19 protein-coding genes and 1 pseudogene are annotated in these 20,398 nt (G+C 72.2%); 16 read left to right on the top strand and 4 right to left on the bottom strand.

Annotation, left to right across the window (positions count from 1 at the left end; genetic code table 11):
- Window positions 1–11: 11 nt before the first annotated feature.
- The 8 genes and pseudogenes from kdpF (at window position 12) to D0Z67_RS02995 (ending at window position 8,924) form a co-directional block, all read left to right on the top strand.
- Complete coding sequence (kdpF, locus tag D0Z67_RS03030; protein WP_037775329.1) at window positions 12–101, top strand: K(+)-transporting ATPase subunit F; 90 nt, start codon at window positions 12–14, stop codon at window positions 99–101.
- A gap of 8 nt (window positions 102–109) precedes the next feature.
- A complete protein-coding gene (gene kdpA / locus D0Z67_RS03025) occupies window positions 110–1,771 on the top strand; it encodes a potassium-transporting ATPase subunit KdpA (RefSeq protein ID WP_031181856.1) in 1,662 nt (553 codons plus the stop codon).
- A gap of 74 nt (window positions 1,772–1,845) precedes the next feature.
- Window positions 1,846–3,946, top strand: a pseudogene (kdpB, locus tag D0Z67_RS03020) (potassium-transporting ATPase subunit KdpB).
- Window positions 3,947–3,948: 2 nt separating this feature from the next.
- Window positions 3,949–4,617, top strand: coding sequence for a potassium-transporting ATPase subunit C (locus tag D0Z67_RS03015; protein ID WP_031181855.1), 669 nt, complete (start codon window positions 3,949–3,951; stop codon window positions 4,615–4,617).
- Window positions 4,618–4,727: 110 nt separating this feature from the next.
- Window positions 4,728–5,414, top strand: a complete 687-nt coding sequence (locus D0Z67_RS03010; protein ID WP_031181854.1) for a response regulator transcription factor — start codon at window positions 4,728–4,730, stop codon at window positions 5,412–5,414.
- A gap of 165 nt (window positions 5,415–5,579) precedes the next feature.
- Window positions 5,580–6,803, top strand: a complete 1,224-nt coding sequence (locus D0Z67_RS03005) for a PP2C family protein-serine/threonine phosphatase (RefSeq protein ID WP_031181853.1) — start codon at window positions 5,580–5,582, stop codon at window positions 6,801–6,803.
- A 139-nt stretch (window positions 6,804–6,942) separates the two neighbouring features.
- Window positions 6,943–8,481 (top strand): sensor histidine kinase, encoded by a 1,539-nt coding sequence (locus D0Z67_RS03000; RefSeq protein WP_051887833.1) that lies wholly within the window; start codon window positions 6,943–6,945, stop codon window positions 8,479–8,481.
- The gene (locus tag D0Z67_RS02995; RefSeq protein ID WP_031181851.1) at window positions 8,478–8,924 is read left to right on the top strand and encodes a response regulator; all 447 of its coding nucleotides are present in this window, start codon (window positions 8,478–8,480) and stop codon (window positions 8,922–8,924) included. Before D0Z67_RS03000 ends, D0Z67_RS02995 begins: the two co-directional genes overlap by 4 nt.
- 60 nt (window positions 8,925–8,984) lie before the next feature.
- Here the strand turns inward: D0Z67_RS02995 and D0Z67_RS02990 are convergent, their stop codons facing one another.
- Window positions 8,985–10,661: a DEAD/DEAH box helicase gene (locus D0Z67_RS02990; RefSeq protein WP_037775327.1), complete on the bottom strand. Its 1,677-nt coding sequence runs from the start codon at window positions 10,659–10,661 to the stop codon at window positions 8,985–8,987.
- 87 nt (window positions 10,662–10,748) lie between these two features.
- Window positions 10,749–10,952 carry a cold-shock protein gene (locus D0Z67_RS02985; RefSeq protein ID WP_007502648.1) on the bottom strand — a complete coding sequence of 68 codons (204 nt, stop codon included), beginning with the start codon at window positions 10,950–10,952 and terminating at the stop codon, window positions 10,749–10,751.
- 277 nt (window positions 10,953–11,229) lie between these two features.
- On the opposite strand from D0Z67_RS02985, the gene D0Z67_RS02980 reads away from it, so the two are divergent.
- The 7 genes from D0Z67_RS02980 to D0Z67_RS02950 all read left to right on the top strand — a co-directional run bounded on the left by D0Z67_RS02980 (window position 11,230) and on the right by D0Z67_RS02950 (window position 17,500).
- Window positions 11,230–11,577 carry a DUF1330 domain-containing protein gene (locus D0Z67_RS02980; RefSeq protein WP_031181849.1) on the top strand — a complete coding sequence of 116 codons (348 nt, stop codon included), beginning with the start codon at window positions 11,230–11,232 and terminating at the stop codon, window positions 11,575–11,577.
- Between the two features lie 105 nt (window positions 11,578–11,682).
- On the top strand, window positions 11,683–12,639 hold the full coding sequence (locus tag D0Z67_RS02975) for an STM4015 family protein (protein WP_031181848.1): 957 nt from the start codon (window positions 11,683–11,685) through the stop codon (window positions 12,637–12,639).
- 10 nt (window positions 12,640–12,649) lie between these two features.
- Window positions 12,650–13,795 carry an STM4014 family protein gene (locus D0Z67_RS02970; RefSeq protein WP_051887806.1) on the top strand — a complete coding sequence of 382 codons (1,146 nt, stop codon included), beginning with the start codon at window positions 12,650–12,652 and terminating at the stop codon, window positions 13,793–13,795.
- Between the two features lie 46 nt (window positions 13,796–13,841).
- The gene (locus tag D0Z67_RS02965; protein ID WP_031181846.1) at window positions 13,842–14,654 is read left to right on the top strand and encodes an STM4013/SEN3800 family hydrolase; all 813 of its coding nucleotides are present in this window, start codon (window positions 13,842–13,844) and stop codon (window positions 14,652–14,654) included.
- Window positions 14,651–15,985 carry an STM4012 family radical SAM protein gene (locus D0Z67_RS02960; protein WP_031181845.1) on the top strand — a complete coding sequence of 445 codons (1,335 nt, stop codon included), beginning with the start codon at window positions 14,651–14,653 and terminating at the stop codon, window positions 15,983–15,985. The genes D0Z67_RS02965 and D0Z67_RS02960 overlap by 4 nt, the downstream gene beginning before the upstream one ends.
- Window positions 15,986–15,995: 10 nt before the next feature.
- The gene (locus D0Z67_RS02955; protein ID WP_031181844.1) at window positions 15,996–16,844 is read left to right on the top strand and encodes an STM4011 family radical SAM protein; all 849 of its coding nucleotides are present in this window, start codon (window positions 15,996–15,998) and stop codon (window positions 16,842–16,844) included.
- A 104-nt stretch (window positions 16,845–16,948) separates the two neighbouring features.
- A complete protein-coding gene (locus D0Z67_RS02950) occupies window positions 16,949–17,500 on the top strand; it encodes a type 1 glutamine amidotransferase domain-containing protein (protein WP_031181843.1) in 552 nt (183 codons plus the stop codon).
- A gap of 30 nt (window positions 17,501–17,530) precedes the next feature.
- Here the strand turns inward: D0Z67_RS02950 and D0Z67_RS02945 are convergent, their stop codons facing one another.
- Both D0Z67_RS02945 and D0Z67_RS02940 read right to left on the bottom strand, forming a co-directional pair.
- Window positions 17,531–19,162, bottom strand: a complete 1,632-nt coding sequence (locus D0Z67_RS02945; protein ID WP_031181842.1) for a phytoene desaturase family protein — start codon at window positions 19,160–19,162, stop codon at window positions 17,531–17,533.
- A complete protein-coding gene (locus D0Z67_RS02940) occupies window positions 19,155–19,622 on the bottom strand; it encodes an SRPBCC family protein (RefSeq protein ID WP_031181841.1) in 468 nt (155 codons plus the stop codon). Before D0Z67_RS02940 ends, D0Z67_RS02945 begins: the two co-directional genes overlap by 8 nt.
- A gap of 261 nt (window positions 19,623–19,883) precedes the next feature.
- Here D0Z67_RS02940 and D0Z67_RS02935 point away from each other — a divergent pair, with 261 nt between their 5' ends.
- A complete protein-coding gene (locus D0Z67_RS02935; protein WP_031181840.1) occupies window positions 19,884–20,393 on the top strand; it encodes an NfeD family protein in 510 nt (169 codons plus the stop codon).
- Window positions 20,394–20,398 lie beyond the last annotated feature (5 nt).

Genomic DNA, 20,398 nt, shown 5'->3' with positions numbered 1-20,398 from the left:
GTGACGAAGCTGTGACCGCCGAGAACACCGTCGGCCTGGTCGTGGCCGTCGCCCTGCTGGGCTATCTCGTCCTCGCCCTGATCTTCCCGGAGAGGTTCTGAGAGCAGACATGGGTTCCGTACTCGCGGGCGTGCTCCAGCTCCTCGCGCTCATAGGCGGGCTGGCCCTCGTCCACGCACCCGCCGGCGGCTACATGGCCACGGTGTACTCCTCGCGCCGTCATCTGCGCGTCGAGCGCTGGATCTACCGGGCCATCGGCGCCGACCCCGACACCGAGATGCGCTGGCCGGCGTATCTGCGCGGGGTGCTCGCCTTCTCCCTCGCCGGGGTCCTCTTCCTCTACCTGCTCCAGCGGCTCCAGGGGCTGCTGCCCGGCTCGCTCGGGTTCTCCTCGGTGAACCCGGCGCAGTCCTTCAACACCGCCGTCTCCTTCGTCACCAACACCAACTGGCAGTCGTACTACGGCGAGCAGACCATGGGCCATGTCGTGCAGACGGCGGGGCTCGCGGTGCAGAACTTCGTGTCCGCCGCCGTGGGCATGGCCGTCGCGGTCGCCCTGGTGCGCGGGTTCGCCCGGTCCCGCTCCGGCGAACTGGGCAACTTCTGGGCCGATCTGGTGCGCGGCACGCTGCGCGTCCTGGTCCCGGCCGCCGTCATCGGCGCGCTGGTCCTCGTCGCGTGCGGCGCCATCCAGAACTTCTCCGGCATCCATGAGGTCGGCCAGTTCATGGGCGGCTCCCAGCAGTGGAACGGCGGCGCGGTCGCCTCCCAGGAGGCCATCAAGGAGCTGGGCACCAACGGCGGCGGCTACTTCAACGCCAACAGCGCCCACCCCTTCGAGAACCCGACGCCCTTCACCAACCTGTTCGAGATCTTCCTGATCCTGGTCATCCCGTTCTCGCTGACCCGCACCTTCGGCCTGATGGTCGGCAGCGTCCGGCAGGGCTACGCCATCCTCGCCACCATGGCCACCATCTGGCTCGGCTTCACCGCCCTGATGACGGCGGCGGAGTTCAGCCACCACGGCCCGGCGCTCCAGGCCGCGGGCGGCGCCATGGAGGGCAAGGAGGTCCGCTTCGGCGTCGGCGGCTCCGCGCTCTTCGCGGTGTCCACCACGCTCACCTCCACCGGCGCCGTGGACTCCTTCCACTCCTCCTTCACCGGGCTCGGCGGCGGTATCGCCATGCTCGGGATGATGCTGGGCGAGATCGCGCCCGGCGGCACCGGCTCCGGGCTCTACGGCATGCTGATCATGGCCGTGATCGCGGTGTTCCTCGCCGGTCTGATGGTCGGCCGCACCCCCGAGTACCTGGGCAAGAAGATCGGCGCGCGCGAGATGAAGCTCGCCGCCTGCTACATCCTGGTCACCCCCGCGCTGGTCCTCGTCTTCACCGCGGCCTCGCTGGCCCTGCCGACCCCGCCGCACTCGATGCTCAACCCGGGCGCGCACGGGTTCTCCGAGGTGCTGTACGCCTTCACCTCGGCCGCCAACAACAACGGCTCGGCCTTCGCCGGGCTGAACGCCAACACCGACTGGTTCAACACCACGACCGGGCTCGCCATGCTGCTGGGCCGCTTCCTGCCGATGGTGTTCGTCCTGGCGCTGGCCGGCTCGCTCGCCGCGCAGCGGCCGGTCCCGGAGAGCGCGGGCACCCTGCGCACCGAGAAGCCCCTGTTCGCGGGGCTGTTGGTCGGGGCGATCCTCATCATCACCGGCCTGACCTACTTCCCGGCGCTGGCGCTGGGACCGCTCGCGGAGGGGCTGGCATGACACCTCCCCGTACCGGCGAGCCCACCACCCGCGCCGACGCGCCGACCACCCGTTCCCACGACCCAGAGGCCGCCATGTCCACAGCCACTCCCACCCGCGTGCCGCACGACGAGGCGGCGGCCGGGGGGTCCTTCCGGAGAGGGCCGGGTCGGGGCGGGCCTGTTCGATCCCCGGCAGTTGCTGAGATCGCTGCCCGACGCCTTCCGCAAGCTCGATCCGCGGGTCATGGTCAAGTCGCCCGTGATGTTCGTGGTGTGGATCGGCTCGGTGCTGACCACGGCGTTCTCCGTCACCGACCCCACCGACTGGTTCGGCTGGACCATCAGCGTCTGGCTCTGGCTGACCGTGCTCTTCGCCAACCTCGCGGAGGCGGTCGCCGAGGGCCGGGGCAAGGCGCAGGCCGACACCCTCCGCAAGGCCAGGGCGGACACCGTGGCCCGCCGGCTGAACGGCACGGCCGAGGAGCACGTCTCGGGCACCGAGCTGCGCGTCGGTGACCTGGTCGTCTGCGAGTCGGGCGACGTGATCCCCGGTGACGGCGACGTCGTGGAGGGCGTCGCCTCGGTGGACGAGTCCGCGATCACCGGCGAGTCGGCGCCGGTCATCCGGGAGTCCGGGGGCGACCGGAGCGCCGTCACGGGCGGCACCAAGGTGCTCTCCGACCGGATCGTGGTCCGGATCACCACCAGGCCGGGGGAGACCTTCATCGACCGGATGATCGGACTGGTGGAGGGCGCGGCCCGGCAGCGCACACCCAACGAGATCGCGCTGAACATCCTGCTGGCCTCGCTGACCATCGTCTTCCTGCTGGCCTGCGCCACGCTGCCGCCGTTCGCCGCCCACGCGGGCACCCACCTCACGATGGTCGTGCTGGTCGCCCTGCTGGTGTGCCTGATCCCCACCACCATCGGCGCCCTGCTCTCCGCCATCGGCATCGCGGGCATGGACCGGCTGGTCCAGCGCAATGTGCTGGCCATGTCGGGCCGGGCCGTCGAGGCGGCCGGTGACGTGTCGACGCTGCTGCTGGACAAGACCGGCACCATCACCCTCGGCAACCGCCGGGCCGCCGAGTTCGTGCCGGTGGCCGGCGCGAGCGAGGCCGAACTCGCGGACGCGGCCCAGCTCTCCTCGCTGGCCGACGAGACGCCCGAGGGCCGCTCCGTCGTCGTCCTCGCCAAGGAGGCGTACGGACTGCGCGAGCGCCACCAGGGCGAGCTGGCCGGCGCCGAGTGGGTCGCGTTCACCGCGCAGACCCGGATGTCCGGCGTCGACGTGGACGGGCGCGGGGTCCGCAAGGGGGCCGCGGCCTCGGTGCTGCGCTGGGTGCGCGAGCAGGGCGGCGCGGTCGCCGACGACACGGAAGCCGCCGTCGACCGGATCTCCCGCGCGGGCGGCACTCCGCTGCTGGTCGCGGTGCGGGACCGCCGGGGCGCCCGCGTGCTCGGTGTCATCCACCTCAAGGACGTCGTCAAGGACGGCATGCGGGAACGATTCTCCGAGCTGCGCCGGATGGGCATCCGTACCGTCATGATCACCGGTGACAACCCGCTCACCGCGCAGGCCATCGCCGAGGAGGCGGGCGTCGACGACTTCCTCGCGGAGGCCACCCCCGAGGACAAGATGGCCCTCATCAAACGGGAGCAGGCGGGCGGCAAGCTCGTCGCCATGACCGGGGACGGCACCAACGACGCCCCCGCGCTGGCCCAGGCGGACGTCGGCGTGGCCATGAACACCGGCACGTCGGCCGCCAAGGAGGCCGGCAACATGGTCGACCTGGACTCCGACCCGACCAAGCTCATCGAGATCGTCGGGATCGGCAAGCAGCTCCTCATCACCCGGGGCGCGCTGACCACGTTCTCCATCGCCAACGACGTGGCCAAGTACTTCGCGATCATCCCGGCGCTGTTCGCCGCCGTGTATCCGGGGCTCGACCGGCTGAACATCATGCGGCTGGCCTCGCCCGACTCCGCGATCCTCTCGGCCGTCGTCTTCAACGCGCTGATCATCATCGCGCTTGTCCCGCTCTCCCTGCGCGGAGTGCGCTACCGGCCGGTCAGCGCCGACCGCCTGCTGCGGCGCAACCTCGCCGTCTACGGACTCGGCGGCCTCGTGGCGCCGTTCGTCGGCATCAAACTCATCGACCTGCTCCTCTCCTTGATCCCCGGGATCGGCTGACCATGAACACCTCCCTCACCGGCAAGCTCCGGTCCCTCGGCGCGGGCCTGCGCGCCCTGCTCGTGCTCACCCTCGTCACCGGCGTCCTCTACCCCCTCGCCGTGACCGGCGTGTCCCAGCTCCTGATGCCCGGCCGGGCGAACGGCTCCGAGGTCCGGGCGGACGGCCGGGTCGCCGGCTCCTCCCTCATCGGGCAGTCGTACACGCTGCCCCTGAAGAAGGGGCAGGAGACGGCGGAGCCGGATCTCAGGTGGTTCCAGGGGCGTCCCGCGGCCGGGCTCGGCACCAACACCGAGAACACCCGGTACGCGCTGCTGCTCTCCGGGGCCACCAACCTCGCCGCCGACAACAAGATCCTGGTCCAGCGGGTGGAGGACGCCAAGGCCACCGTCGTCCGGGACAACTCCGTACCCGGCCGCCCGGTGCGCCCGGCGGACGTCCCCGCCGACGCGGTCACCTCCTCCGGCTCCGGCCTCGACCCGGACATCTCCCCGGCGTACGCCCGGCTCCAGACGAACCGTGTCGCCGCTCGCAACCACCTGCCCCTTCCCGAGGTCGCCCGGCTCGTCCGCGCGCACACCGAGGGCCGCGCCCTGGGCTTCCTGGGCGAGCCCCGCGTCAACGTGCTGGAGCTGAACATCGCCCTCAAGGCCCTGGTGGCCCGGCACTGACCGGGCGCCCCGGTGTCCGGAAGACGCACCCGGACCGCCCGCTCCCGCCCCGATGCCGTAGGTTGCTGCCCTCGGTCCACTGAAGGCGTACGACGGGAGGGCGCGCGTCCATGACACGGGTGCTCGTGGTGGAGGACGATCCGCAGCTCGTACGGGCCCTCGTGATCAACCTCCAGGCCCGCCGGTACGCCGTCGACGCGGCCCCCGACGGCGCCACCGCGCTCCGGCTCGCCGCCGATCGGGGGCCGGACGTGGTCGTCCTCGACCTCGGACTGCCCGACATGGACGGAGCCGACGTCATACGGTCCCTGCGCGGCGGCCGGAGCCGGGTGCCGATCCTCGTCCTCTCCGCCCGCCAGGCGTCCGAGGAGAAGGTCGCCGCGCTGGACGCCGGGGCCGACGACTACGTCACCAAGCCGTTCAGCATGGACGAGCTGCTGGCCCGGCTCCGCGCCGCCGTCCGCCGCTCCGAGGCCGGCCGGGCCGCCCCGGAGACCACCCTGGTGCGGACGGCCGGCTTCACCCTGGACCTCGCCGCCAAGAAGGCCGTACGCGACGGCCTCGACGTCCGCCTCACGCCGACCGAGTGGCATCTGCCGGAGATTCTTGTCACCAGCCCCGGCCGCCTGGTGAGCCGGGAACACCTGCTGCGCGAGGTCTGGGGACTTTCCCTGAGCGACCGGACCAACTATCTTCGCGTCTACATGGCCCAGCTCCGCCGGAAGCTGGAGGCGGACCCCTCCCACCCCCGCTACCTCATCACCGAGCCGGGTATGGGCTATCGCTTCGAGGGGTGAAAACTCACTGACAGGCACCATGCCGTCGCGTTCGAGTCCGGATGGGTGAATGATGTCACCCGGACTGGTCACGCCCGGATCTTCGCACTGAGTATGCTCATCCAATGTTGTCGGTCGACAACTTCTGGCGACGGGCGGCACGAGCGGAGCGGAAAGGGCGTGACCATGGTGACGTCGCGGGCTGATGCCGATGAGCTGATGCCGGTGACCGTGGGCGGGATCGACACGGAGTGGGACGGGCGACAGCCGTCGGTCCTCTTGGTCGAGGACGATCCGGGTGACGCGCTGCTGGTCGAGGAACTGGTCGCCGACAGCGCCCTGAAGATGCGGCTGCGCTGGGTGCGGTCGATGTCCGAGGCCGCCGGGGTGCTCGCCACCGAGCGCCCGGACTGCGTACTCCTCGACCTGCACCTGCCGGACGCGAGCGGTCTCGAAGCGGTCTCCCTGGTCAAGGCGCACGCCGACCAGGTGGCCATCGTCGTCCTCACCGGGCTCGCCGAGGAGCAGACCGGCCTGTCCGCGGTCACCGCGGGCGCCCAGGACTACCTGGTCAAGGGCCGCGTCGAACCCGAACTCTTCGGCCGCGCGGTCCGCTACGCGATCCAGCGCAAGCAGGCCGAGCAGGCGGCCGTGGCGCTCCAGGCCAGCCTCATGCAGGCTCAGGAGAACGCCCGCCTGGAACGCGGTCTGCTGCCCCGCCCGCTGCTGCGCGCCGACGGCGTCCAGGTCGTCGCCCGCTACCGCCCCGGCCGCGCCCAGGCGCTGCTCGGCGGCGACTTCTACGACATCGTGCAGAGCGCCGACGGCACCGTGCACGCCCTGGTCGGGGACGTCTCCGGGCACGGCCCGGACGAGGCCGCCCTCGGTGTCGCCCTGCGGATAGCCTGGCGCACACTGGTCCTCAGCGGTATCACCGGCGTCGAACAGGTGGCCCGCCTGGAGGAGATCCTGGTCGCCGAGCGCGCCCGGGACGAGGTCTTCGCCACTCTGGTCAGCCTGTCCGCCGTACCCGGCGAGCACCGGGCCACCGTGGTGCGGGCCGGCCACCACGGGCTGCTCCTGCGCGGCGCGCGGGAAGTGGACTGGGTCGAGGTGCCGGGCGGGCCCGCGCTGGGCCTCATCCCCGGCGGCGCCCGCTGGCCCACCGCGGAACTCCTGGTGCCGCCGGGCTCCTCCGTGGTCCTCTTCACCGACGGGCTCTTCGAGGGGCACGTCAGCCGTGGCCCGCAGCGCCTCGGTGAGGAGGGGTTGCTGGAACTCGCCCGGGAGGCGGCCGGACTGGCGCCCGACGAGTTCGTGGACCGGCTCATCGGCGAGGCCGAGGGGCTGGCCGAGGAACAGGGCGGGCTCGCGGACGACGTCGCCGTCGTCCATGTGAGCTGGAACTGAGAAACGTGAGACGAGAGAAACGAGTGGGACGCGTGAGTGACGAGTCGGTACGGAGCACAGGGTGAACAACCTCGCGGGCAAGCCGTGGACCGGGCGCCGCCTGACCGTGCAGGGCTGGTTCTACCTCGTGCTGTCGCTCATGACCCTCCTGGTGCTCGTCGGCACCGTGGTGGGCGCCAACCTGCTCAACCGCACGGCCGACGCGACCGACTCCCTGCTGAAGGGCGTACAGCCCGCCCAGACCGAGGCGTACCGGCTCCAGTCCGCCATGGTCAACCAGGAGACCGGTATCCGGGGCTACGCCATCACCGCCGACAAACGCTTCCTCAAGCCCTACACCGAGGGCAAGAAGAACGAGTCGGAGTCCGCGGCGCGGCTGCGCCGTCTGGTCGCGGACCAGCCCGAGATGCGCGACGACCTGACCACGGTGGAGCGGCAGGCGGCCCAGTGGCGCCTCACCTACGCCGAACCGCTCGTCGCCTCCGTCACCCCCGGCAAGCCCAAGGCCGTCGACCTGCGGACCGTGGAGAACGGCAAGCAGGACTTCGACAAGCTGCGCGTCAGCTGGGCCAGGCAGAACGCCCACATGACCCGCATGGTGGACGACGGCCGCGCCCACATCGCCCAGGAGCGCACGCTGCGCAACTCGGTACTCGTCGGCATGGTCGCCGCGTTCCTGCTGACCGGCGTCGCGCTCGCCGTCTTCGTACGCCTGCTGGTCACCCAGCCCCTGGCGCGGCTGCGCACCGCCTCCCGGCGGGTCGCGGGCGGCGACTTCGAGCACGTCATCACCGGCGGCGGCCCGGCCGACCTCACCGCCGTCGCCGACGACGTGGAGGGCATGCGCCGGCGGATCGTGGCCGAGCTGGACGCCTCCCACGCCCAGCAGCGCGTCCTCACCACCCAGGCCGCCGACCTGGACGCCCAGGCGGTCGAGCTGCGCCGCTCCAACGTGGAGTTGGAACAGTTCGCCTACGTCGCCTCCCACGACCTCCAGGAGCCGCTGCGCAAGGTGGCCTCCTTCTGTCAGCTCCTGGAGAAGCGGTACTACGACAAGCTGGACGACCGTGGCCGGCAGTACATCGACTTCGCGGTGGACGGCGCCAAGCGCATGCAGGTGCTCATCAACGACCTGCTGACCTTCTCCCGCGTCGGCCGGCTCACCGACGACCGGGTGCCCGTCGGCCTCGACAAGTCGCTGGAGAAGGCGATGATGAACCTCGCCACCGCCGTGGAGGAGTCCGGCGCCCGCGTCGAGCGGCCGAAGGAGATGCCCGAGGTGGTGGGCGACCCGACCCTGTTCGCGATGCTCTGGCAGAACCTCATCGGCAACGCCCTGAAGTTCCGCCACCCCGACCGCGCCCCGCAGGTCACCGTCGTCTGCGAGCCCGACCCGGACGAGCCGGGCAGCGTCCAGGTGAGCGTCTCGGACAACGGCATCGGCATCCCCGGCGAGTTCGCCGACAAGGTCTTCGTCATCTTCCAGCGACTGCACAGCCGGGACGCCTACGGTGGCACCGGCATCGGACTGGCGCTCTGCAAGAAGATCGTGGAACATCACGGCGGCAGGATCTGGCTGGACACCGAGTACACCGGCGGCACCCGTTTCCGCTTCACCCTTCCCGTGGCCACCGCCCCGGACGAGCCCGGCATCACCCAGGAAAAGGCCCTCACATGACGACTCCCGACGCCACCCCGATCGACGTCCTCCTGGTGGAGGACGACCCCGGTGACGAGCTGATGACCCGGGAGGCGTTCGAGGACAACAAGATCGGCAACACACTGCACGTGGTCCGCGACGGCGAGGAGGCGCTCGACTTCCTCTACCGGCGCGGCGACCACGCCGGCGCGCCCCGGCCCGACCTGATCCTGCTGGACCTGAACCTGCCCAAGTACGACGGGCGTCAGGTCCTGGAGCGCATCAAGTCCGACCAGGACCTGGCGGACATCCCGGTGGTCGTCCTCACCACCTCGGCGGCCGAGGAGGACATCCTCCGCAGCTACAAGCTGCACGCCAACGCGTACGTCACCAAGCCGGTCGACCTCGACCAGTTCATCGCCGCCGTCCGTCAGATCGACGACTTCTTCGTCCAGGTGGTCCGCCTGCCACGGCGGAAGTGACCCCGTAACGCGGAACACCCCCCGACCGGCCCGGTCGGGGGGTGTTCTGTCTCGCTCGGCTCAGCTCGCGGCCGGGCGGCGCCCGCCACGGCGGTCCGAGCCGCCGGAACCCGCCGAGCGCTCACCCGGCGCCCTGCGGGCGGTACCGCGCGCGGCCGCCTTGCCGGGAGCCGCGCCCCCGGCGCCACGACGGCCGGACGCGCCCTGGCCCTTGGCGCCCTCGGCGCTAGCACGACGGCCCGTGCCGCGCCCACCGGACGTGCCGGTGGCGCCGCTCGCCGCGCCCGGCTTGGACCGGCCCTCGGGCTTGCGGTTCTGACCGCCCGCGGTCTCGCCGGCACCGGCCGGACGGCGCCGGCGGTTGGCTCGGCCGGCGCCCTCGGCACCGGCACCGGACCTGCGGGCCGGACGTGCCTTCGGCGGCGTCGGCTCCGGGGCGGCGATGACCACGGCCACGCCGGAGGGCTCACGGGCGCCGGTGATGGTCGCCAGCTCCGGGGCGCTGGAGGTGACGCGGGCGGTCTTCGGGCGGATGCCGGCGGCCGACATGAGCTGGTTGACCTCCCGCTTCTGCTCGGGCAGCACCAGCGTGACCACGCTGCCGGAACCACCCGCGCGGGCGGTGCGGCCGCCGCGGTGCAGGTAGTCCTTGTGGTCGGTGGGCGGGTCGACGTTCACGACGAGGTCGAGGTCGTCGATGTGTATACCGCGCGCCGCGACGTTCGTCGCCACCAGCGCGGTGATCTCGCCGGTCTTGAACTGCTCCAGGGCGCGGTTGCGCTGCGGCTGGGAGCGGCCGCCGTGCAGGGCGGCGGCGCGGACGCCGACCGAGAGCAGCCGCTTGGCGAGCCGGTCGGCGGAGCGCTTGGTGTCCAGGAACAGGATGACCCGGCCGTCACGGGCCGCGATGCGCGTGGTGACGGCCTTCTTGTCGGTCTCGTCCTGGAGGTGGAGCAGGTGGTGCTCCATCGTGGTGACCGCACCGGCGGAGGGGTCCACCGAGTGCACCACGGGGTCGGTGAGGAACCGCTGCACCAGCTTGTCGATGTTCTTGTCCAGCGTGGCCGAGAACAGCATCCGCTGGCCGTCGGGGCGCACCTGCTGGATCAGCCGGGTGATCTGCGGCAGGAAGCCCATGTCGGTCATCTGGTCGGCCTCGTCCAGCACCGTGATGCCGACGTCGTGCAGCACGCAGTCGCCGCGCTCCACCAGGTCGTTGAGGCGGCCGGGGCTGGCCACCAGCACCTCGACGCCGCGCCGGAGCGTGGCGGCCTGCTTGGTGATCGACAGACCGCCGACCACCGTGGCCATCCGGAGGTTGACCGCCGTCGCGTAGGGGGTCAGCGCGTCGGTCACCTGCTGGGCCAGCTCACGGGTGGGCACCAGGATGAGCGACAGGGGGGCCTTGGGCTCGGCGCGCTGCCCCGCCGTGCGGGCGAGGAGGGCGAGGCCGAAGGCGAGGGTCTTGCCGGAGCCGGTGCGGCCACGGCCCAGGAGGTCCCGGCCGGCCAGCGAGTTCGGCAGCGTGGCGGCCTGGATCGGGAAGGGGGTGGTCACCCCTTGCGCGGTGAGCGTCTTCAGCAGTGCCGCGGGCATGTCGAGGTCGGCGAACTCAGCGACGGCGGGCAGTGCGGGCGTCGTGCTCTCCGGCAGGCGGAATTCCTGGGGAGCCTGGGGAGCAGACGAGGGCCGGGACGGCGACGAGCCGCGGTTCGGCTTCTGATACCTGCGGGGCATGCGGTTACTGCCTTCCTCAACACAGCACAAACCGGGGTCCGCACCATGACGGTGCGGACCCCGGTGAGCGGAATACGCGTCCTGCGATTAGGCGGGAACGATGTTCTCGGCCTGCGGGCCCTTCTGGCCCTGCGTGACGTCGAAGCTGACCCGCTGGCCCTCCTGGAGCTCACGGAAGCCCTGGGTGGCGATGTTCGAGTAGTGGGCGAAGACGTCCGGACCGCCACCGTCCTGCTCGATGAAGCCGAAACCCTTTTCAGAGTTGAACCACTTGACGGTTCCCTGTGCCATGACTTTCTCCTTCTGATGGCAGAGGCCCCATCCGGAAGATGCCGGAAAACAAAATGCGCCCAAAGAGAAAACATTTCCCGTCAGGCGCACATAAAGTTCATGGGTACCACAACTGCAACAAGAGAAAGACTAGCACACGTGCCGCCCGGCGGACGGGATGGATCTCGCTCCCCGGCGTGTCGCTGTCGATCTCCCGCAGACCCATCGACGCCGGTCGGCGGGGGTGCGAGCATCGCCGGTGCGAAGATCCGACGATCGCTCACGCCATGGAGGACCCATGCCCGCCTATGCCGTAGCCCATCTCCGCGAGGCCGCGCCGCACTCCGAGATCGCGGAGTACATCGAGCGCGTCACCGCCACCTTCGAGCCGTACGGCGGCCGCTTCCTCGTGCACGGTGCCCAGCACGAGGTGAAAGAAGGGGAGTGGGCCGGGCATGTCGTGATCATCGAGTTCCCCGGGATCACCGAGGCGCGGGCCTGGTGGGACTCGCCCGCCTACCGGGAGATCGCCCCGCTGCGCTCCCGGCACATCGCCGGCGACATCATCCTGGTGGACGGCGTCCCCGAGGGGTACGACCCGGGCGTCACCGCGAAGTCGCTGCGTGAGGCGCCGGCCGGCGAGTAGTTGTCCACAGCCCGGTGACCGGTTGTCAGTGCGAGTTGGTAGAACTTTCCGCGTACGCCGTGGACCGCACACGTTCGCGCCCATCGCACGTCAGGAGCAGCCCGCATGACCATCGGTCACCACCTGGAGGAGCTGTACGGCCTCCCCGCGTTCGCCTTTCCCGGACCCGGCGCGAAGGCCGAACTGCCCGAGCCGGACGCCGTCGCCTGGCGGGTCGCCGGGGATGTGTACGACGCGGACGAGGAGTGGGTGGACGCCTTCGCCCGCTTCCTCGACACCGTGGACACCACCCGGGTGCGGGCGCTGCTCGTCGGCGCCTGGACGGACGCGTACGAGACGGACTCCTCCGCCGCCATATCGGCGCTGCTCGCCGCCCGTGACCGGCTGCCCGCCCTGCGCGCCTTGTTCCTCGGCGACCTCGTGATGGAGGAGGCCGAACTCTCCTGGATCCAGCAGACCGACGTCACCCCCCTGCTCACCGGCTTCCCGGAGCTGGCCGAGTTCGGCGTGCGCGGCGGCACCGGGCTGGAGTTCCCCGCGCTGGAGCACACCGCGCTGCGCAAGCTGGTCGTGGAGACTGGCGGACTGCCCATGGAGGTCGTGCGGGGCGTCGGCGGCAGCACCCTCCCCGCGCTGGAGCACCTCGAACTCTGGCTCGGCGACTCGATGTACGGCGCCGACACCACGGTGTCCGACCTGGAGCCGATCCTCTCCGGCACCCGGCTGCCCGCCCTGCGCCATCTGGGGCTGCGCAACAGCGAGATACAGGACGAGATCGCCGTCGCCGTCGCCGCCGCACCCGTGGTGGACCGGCTGGAGACGCTGGACCTCTCCATGGGCACCCTGGGCGACGAGGGCGCCGCCGCGCTGCTCGCCGGCCGGCCGCTGACCCACCTCAACTTCCTCGACCTGCACCACCACTACATCACCGAGCCCCTCCAGCAGCGCCTGCGCGAGACGCTGGAACCGGCGGGCGTCCGGCTCGACCTGGACGAGGACGACGCGGACTCGTACGAGAACGAGGACGGCACCGTGCAGCGCTTCGTGGCCATCGGCGAGTGAGCGGCAGGCCATGAACCGGTGTTTCGCGGTGGTGGGCAACCCCGGGGGCCGCAGGGTGACCCTGTTCGCGGAGGCCGTCCGGGCCGCCGGGCTGCCCGCGCCCCGCGTGGTGGCCTGGCTGGACGTCCTGCGCGCGGGCGGGGCCGAGTTCGGCGCCGGGGAGATCGTCCGGGTGGACTCGCCCGGCGAGGACCCCGAGGTCGACCTGCTCCTGCGGGACATGCCCGACCCGACCCGCGTGGAGGGCACCGCCCGCTGGTACCGGCGCTTCACGGCCGCCCTGGGCACGCTGCGCGGCGGCATCCGGCTGGACGGCACCGACGACGTGGCCGTCATGTTCGACAAGCGGCGCTGTCACGCGGTCCTCGCGGCGGCGGGCGTACCGGTGCCGGAGTCACCCACCTCCGGCGCGGCCGGCGCCCCGGTGCGCGGCTGGGACGACGTGCGGGCGCTGATGCGGGGGCACCGGATGCCCCGGCTGTTCGTCAAGCCCGCGCACGGCTCGTCCGCCTCCGGGGTGCTCGCCGTCGACTCGGCCGGGGGAGGCCGGATCAGGGCGACCACCTCCGTCGAACTCGGCCCCGACGGGCGGCTGTTCAACTCCCTCAAGGTGCGCCGGTACCAGCGGGAGCGGGACATCGCCGCCATGGTGGACGCCCTCGCCCCGGACGGCCTGCACCTGGAGCGCTGGGTGCCCAAGGCGTCCCAGGGCGGCCGTGCCGCCGACCTCAGGGTGGTCGTGGTGGACGGCCGCGCCACCCACGCGGTGGTCCGCACCAGCGCCGGACCACTCACCAACCTCCACCTCGGCGGGCGCCGGGGCGACCTGGCCGGGACCCGGCAGGCGGCCGAGAGCGCGGGCCTGCGCTGGCCGGAGGTGCTCGGAATCTGCGAGCGGGCCGCGGCCTGCTTCCCGGACACCCTCTGCGTCGGCGTCGACCTGCTGCCCGCCGTCGGCTGGCGCCGCGCCTTCGTCGGCGAGGTCAACGCCTTCGGCGATCTGCTGCCCCGGCTCACCGGCCTGCCCGGCAGCGGCGCCGAGGGCCTCGACACCTACGCGGCGCAGGTCGCCGCCGCTCTGCGCCGGGCCCCGCTCACCGGGCGGCCCGGCCCGCACCACCCGCACAGAACAGGAACCACCCATGCCAGCGCCTGACCAGGCCACCGCCCGCCTGCCCGAAGTGGCCCCCGGCGTACCGGACATGAACCAGATCGTCGGCAGCCACGACATCCTGCTGCTCACCCTCGACACGCTCCGCTTCGACGTGGCCGCCGAACTCGCCGAGGCCGGCCGCATCCCGAACCTGGCCCGCCATCTCCCCGGCGGCCGCTGGGAGAAGCGGCACGCGCCGGGCAGCTTCACCTACGCCTCCCACCAGGCCATCTTCGCCGGCTTCCTGCCCACCCCGGCCGAACCCGGCCGCCACCCGCGCCTCTTCGCCGCCGCCTTCGCGGGCAGCGAGACCACGGCCGACGGCACCTTCGTCTACGACACCCCCGATCTGGTCTCCGGACTCGCCGAGGCGGGCTACCGCACGGCATGCGTCGGGGGAGTGGGCTTCTTCAACAAGCAGGGCGCGCTCGGCTCGGTGCTGCCCGGACTCTTCGAGGAGTCGCACTGGGAGCCGGAGTTCGGGGTCTCCTCCCCGACCTCCTTCGAGTCCCAGGTGGCCCGCGCCGAGGAGATCGCCGCCCGGACGGCACCGGAGCAGCCGCTCTTCCTCTTCGTCAACGTCTCCGCGCTGCACCAGCCCAACTGGTTCCATCTGCCCGGCGCGAGCAAGGAGGACGGCGACTCCCGCGCCACCCACGCCGCCGCGCTGGAGTACGTGGACCGGCACATCGGCCGCCTCTTCACCGCCATGAGCAGCCGCCGCCCCTGCCTCGCCCTCGTCTGCTCCGACCACGGCACGGCCTACGGCGACGACGGCTGGACCGGTCACCGCATCGGCCACGAGTCGGTGTGGACCGTGCCCTACGCCCACTTCCTGCTCGACCAGGAGGCGGCCCGATGACCACCGCGACCGCCCCGGCCCCCTACCAGAGCTATGTGTACGCCTACCCGCACAAGACCGCGTACCGGCAGCGCCCCGACCGGCCGTTGCTGAGCGAACTGTGGGCGGACGAGCCCAAGGACGCGCTCTCGCTGTATCTGCACATCCCGTTCTGCGAGGTGCGCTGCGGGTTCTGCAACCTGTTCACCCGCATCGGCGCCCCCGACGGGCTCACCGGCGCCTATCTCGACGCGCTGGAGCGGCAGGCGGGCGCGGTGCGGGAGGCGCTGGGGGAGCGGGAGCCGGTCAGGTTCGCCACCGCCGCCTTCGGGGGCGGCACCCCGACCTTCCTCACCGCCGCCGAGCTGACCCGGCTCTGCGACATCGCCGAGCACCGGATGGGCGCCGACCTGCGTGCCGTGCCGCTCTCCGTGGAGGCGTCCCCGGCCACGGCCACCGCCGACCGGCTCGCAGTCCTCGCCGAGCGGGGCGCCACCCGCCTCAGCCTCGGTGTGCAGAGCTTCGACGACACCGAGGCGCGGGCCGCCGTCCGCCCGCAGCGCCGGGCCGACGTGGAGGCGGCGCTCGGGCGGGTGCGGGACGCGCGGATACCCGTGCTCAACATCGACCTGATCTACGGCATCGACGGGCAGACCGAGCACAGCTGGCTGCGCTCGCTGGACGCAGCCCTGGCGTGGCGGCCCGAGGAGCTGTACCTCTACCCGCTCTACATACGCCCGCTGACCGGCCTCGGACGGCGTGCCGTCGGAGCCGACCCCGAGTGGGACGAGCAGCGGCTCCGGCTGTACCGCGCCGGACGCGACCATCTGCTCGCCCACGGCTACGAGCAGCGGTCGATGCGGATGTTCCGCCGCGCCGACGCCCCGGCCGAGGGCGCCGACGACTACGCCTGCCAGACCGACGGCATGATCGGCCTGGGCTGCGGCGCCCGCTCGTACACCGCCGGGCTGCACTACTCCTTCGACTACGCCGTCGGCATGCACGAGATCCGGCACATCATCGACGACTACGTCACCCGCTCCGCCGCCGACTTCGCGCACGCCGCGTACGGGTACCCGATGACCGGGGACGAGCCGCGCCGCCGCCATCTGCTCCAGTCGCTGCTCCAGGCGGACGGGCTGCCGGTCGCCGACTACCGCGCCCGGTTCGGCGGCCGTACCCCGGACGGGGACTTCCCGGCCGAGCTGGCGCGGTTCGTGGAGCTGGGCTGGCTGGAGTCCGGCCCGGTGCTGCGGCTGACCCCGGAGGGGCTGGCGCACTCCGACGCGCTCGGCCCCGAGCTGTTCTCCCCGGCCGTGCGGGCCGCGATGGCCGCCTACGAGCGCAAGTGAGCCGCCCGTCATGGACCTGACCCTGCTGTACCGGGGGCCGCTGGCCTCCTGCGACTACGACTGTCCGTACTGCCCGTTCGCCAAGCGCCGGGACAGCCGGGAGCAGCTGCGGGCCGACCGGGCGAGCCTGGAGCGGTTCGCCGACTGGGCCGGCGGCAGGACCGAGGACCGGCTCTCGGTGCTGTTCACCCCCTGGGGCGAGGGGCTGGTGCGCTCCTGGTACCGGCGCGCCCTCACCGAGCTCTCCCACCAGCCGCACATCCGCCGCGTCGCCATCCAGACCAACCTGAGCTGCCGCACCGACTGGCTGGCCGACGCCGACCGCGACACCCTGGCGCTCTGGTGCACCTACCACCCCGGCCAGACGCCGTACGACCGGTTCCTCGGCAAGTGCCGGGAGCTGGAGCGGCTCGGGGTCCGGTACAGCGTCGGCATCGTCGGACTGCCGGAGCACCTCGACGCGGCCCGGCGACTGCGGGCCGAGCTGCCGGAGCGGGTGTACCTGTGGGTCAACGCGGCCGAGGGGCGCACCTACGACGACGCGGAGGCCGGGGTGTGGACCGGGATCGACCCACTCTTCCCGTACAGCCGGCACCCGCACGCCAGCGCCGGGCTGCCGTGCCGTACCGGTGAGTCCGTGATCTCGGTGGACGGCGAGGGCACGGTGCGCCGCTGCCACTTCGTCCCGGCCGAACTCGGCAACCTCTACGACGGCTCCTACCGGGCCGCGCTGCGCCCCCGCCCCTGCCCGCTGACCAGCTGCGACTGCCACATCGGGTACGTCCACCTGGAGACCCTGCCGCTGTACGACGTGTTCGCCGGCGGGGTGCTGGAAAGGATTCCGGCCGCCGTCGAATGAACCGGGGCCAAAGGGGCAGCCGGAGCGGGTAAGACCGGCGCCGGACGCCGCCACGGGCGATGTCCGCACCGGGAAGCAGGGGGAGACCGGAGGAGTACGGACCCATGGCTCTCGACGGCAAGAGCGTCCTCGTTCTCACGACGAACTACGGGACGGAACAAGACGAACTGACGAAACCGGTGGCCGCCCTGCGCGACGCGGGTGCCCGCGTGGTGGTGGCGGCGCAGAAACCGGAGGCCATCGCCACGCTCGTCTCCGACAAGGACCCCGGTGAGAAGGTCGATCCGGACACCACGCTCTCCGAGGCGACCTCGGACGGCTACGACGCGGTGATCATCCCCGGCGGCACGCTCAACGCCGACCAGCTCCGCGTGGACGAGGACGCCCAGCGTCTGGTCACCGCGTTCGCGCGCGAGGGCAAGCCGGTGGCGGCGATCTGCCACGGCCCCTGGCTGCTGGTGAACAGCGAACTCACCGACGACCGCGACATGACCTCCTACCCGTCCCTGCTGGACGACCTGGTCAACGCGGGCGCCAACTGGACGGACCAGGAGGTCGTGGTCGACACCGCGGGCGGCCACCCCCTGATCACCTCGCGCAACCCCGGCGATCTAGACGCCTTCTCCTCCGCGATCATCCGGAGCCTGGAGGGCTGAGCCCGCGAGGGCCCGCCCGGAGCGGGGCGGTCAGCGGTCTCCCACCGCGGCCGCTCCGCTTCCGCGTGTCAGGGTCCGCTGCACCAGGGACATCACGTCCGCGAAGGACCGGCGGATGCCCAGCGCGGCCCGCGCCGCGTTGGCGCCGGGGGCGCCGTGCACCCCGCCGCCGGGATGCGCGGAGGAAGAAGCCAGGTACAGCCCCCGGACCGGCGTCTCGGGGCGGCCGGTGCCCGGGATGGGCCGGAAGACCGCCTGCTGGTGCAGGGCGGTGGTGCCGCCGTTGAGGGCGCCCTCGCTGAGATTGGCGTCCTCGGACTGGAGCGTGGGCGGCGACAGCACGCGCCGGCTCAGGACCCGGGCGCGGAAGCCGGGCGCGAACTGCTCGACGCGCTGCTCCATCCGGTCCGCCATGATCTCCCGCTCGGCCGCGTCCCAGGAGCCGGTGAGCCCGGTGTCCCCGGCGTCGCCGCGCACCACGCGTGGCAGATGGGTGTAGGCCCAGGCGGACTCGGTTCCCGCGGGCGACCGGGTCGGGTCGGCGGTGGTCATCTGTCCCACCAGCAGGAACGGCTTGTCGGGGATCTGCCCCATGGCGATCTGGGCGGCGAACCGGGTCAGGTCGTCCACGCTGTCCGCCAGATGCACGGTGCCCGCGCCGCTCGCCGCCCCGGCCTTCCACGGGACGGCGGAGTCCAGCGCCCAGTCGACCTTGAAGGTGGCGAAGTCCCACTGGAAGCGCCGCATGTCGTCGAGGACCTGCGAGGGCAGATGTTCGGGGGCGATCAGGTCGCCGTAGAGGGCGGGCGCGGAGACGTCCGCGAGGACGGCGCGCCGGGCCGGTACCGTGTCGCCGCCCGCCGTGCGGACCGCGACGGCCCGGCCCCGCTCGACCACGATCCGCGTCACCGGCTCCCCGCAGCGGATCACACCGCCACGCCGCTCAAGACGGCTGACCAGCGCGTCCGTGAGGCCGACCGCGCCGCCCACCGGTACCGGGAAGCCGAACTGCTGGCCGAGCATCGACATGAGCCAGCCAAAGCCGCCGCCGATCGCCGACTCCGGGCCCAGGTCCGCGTGCAGGGCGTTGCCCGCGAGCAGCAGCCTGGCCCCCTCGCCGTCGAACTCCTCCTCGCCCAGGCGGCGCACCGGCAGCAGCATGGAGCGGGCCAGGCGCAGCGCGCCGCCGCCGCGCAGTTTCAGACCGAGCCCGGCGAGCGCCCGCACCGGCGGCATCGTGGTGAACAGCGCTTGCAGAAGGTCGTGGCCGACCCGGTCCCACGTGCCGACCTGGGCGCGCCAGGAGCGGCCGTCGCCGGGGCACAGCTCGTCCAGGCCCTCGGCGGTGACGTCCAGGTCCCGGTCGATCACCGCGCAGCGGCCGTCGGCCAGCGGGTGGGCCAGCACCTGCGGGGCGTGCGTCCAGCGCAGCCCCTCGTCTTCCAGCCGGAGCCCGTCGATCACCGGGGAGGCGGCGGCCAGGGGGTAGAAGGAGCTGAAGACGTCGTTGACGAAGTCGGGGTGGACCCCTCTGTCGCTGTAGACGGCGCCGCCGGGCCGGTCCTGGGCCTCCAGCACCTCCACGCTCCAGCCCTGGTCCGCCAGGAGGTTGGCCGCGACCAGCCCGTTCGGTCCGGCGCCGATGACCACCGCGTCAGCCATGGCCCGCCTCCTCGGCGTCGGTGCGGCGCGGACTCTGCCGCTCGACCAGCCTCGCCAGCCGGCTCAGCATGTCCCGGTGCCGGAGCTGGATCACGGTGTCCAGCACGACGTTGTGCAGCTTGCCGCCCAGCCCGCGCAGCGGGTGTTCGTCCACGATGACGAGGGACTCGCCGCCCCAGTCGCGTACGTCGATGGCGATGCGGGCGCTGCCGAGGGGGACCTTGGCCTCCAGTTCGAGGTACCGCGGTGGCTCGTAGCGGCGCACCACGGTGTAGCCGTCGACGCGGCGCGGGCCGATCTTCACGTTGAAGGCGAGGGACGAGCCCAGCTCGGGCCAGTCGCCCTCGCGGGGTGCCGTCTCGTGGGTGCCCACGACCCAGTCCGCGTAGCAGGAGGGCTGTTCGAGCACCTTCCACACGGCGGCCGGCGGACGCCGGATGAGCTGGTACCGGATGGCCACGGTTTCCTCCTTCGCGCAACACCCGGCGCGGACGGGGTCCGCCCGCGCACTGTCGCACGAGTAACCCCGTGACCACGGATCACGCGTCCTGGCCCCGAACGGATGACGTGGGCGGCCACCGGGACGCCGAACCGGTCCGGCGAGAAGACGGCATAAAAGAAGCGTAAAAACTGCCGGGATCTGGCAATGAAATGACCAAGACGGTGTGTGAACATTCCACCAAGCCGGAGATCAGCGGCGGGCGGAAGGGGGGCGGCGCGGATGGCCTGGTTTCTGGGAATCGGCATCACGGGGGTCGTGCTGCTCGTCCTGTCGCTGATCTTCGACGGGCTGCTGGACGGCCTGTTCGACGGCGCGCTGGGGGGCGCGCTCGACGGGTGGCTGTCGCTGCCGGTCATCGCGGGGTTCCTGTCGATGACCGGCTTCGGCGGAGTCATCGCCCACGACGGCCTCGGCATCGCCCCGGTGGGGGCCACCGCGATCGGCGCGGTGGCGGGGGTGGGCACGGCCTGGCTGACGTACCGCCTGAGCCGGCTGCTGCTGCGCGACCAGACGGACGCGACCCCGACCGGCGACGACCTGCTCGGCACCTCGGGCAACGTGGTGACGGCCATCCCGGCCGGCGGCTTCGGCGAGGTCCTCGTCCGGCTCGGCGGGCAGACCGTCAAGTTCGCCGCCCGCAGCGCGGTGCCGGTGGCGCGCGGCAGCGAGGTGTGGGTCGAGGCGGTGCCGTCGCCGACCTCGGTCGTGGTGCGCCCGGTGGAACGCTGAACCCG

Source organism: Streptomyces seoulensis (assembly GCF_004328625.1).
Lineage (GTDB): Bacteria > Actinomycetota > Actinomycetes > Streptomycetales > Streptomycetaceae > Streptomyces > Streptomyces seoulensis.
The sequence above is the reverse complement of the archived record's forward strand: the minus strand, read 5'-3'. Positions and strand labels throughout refer to the sequence as shown.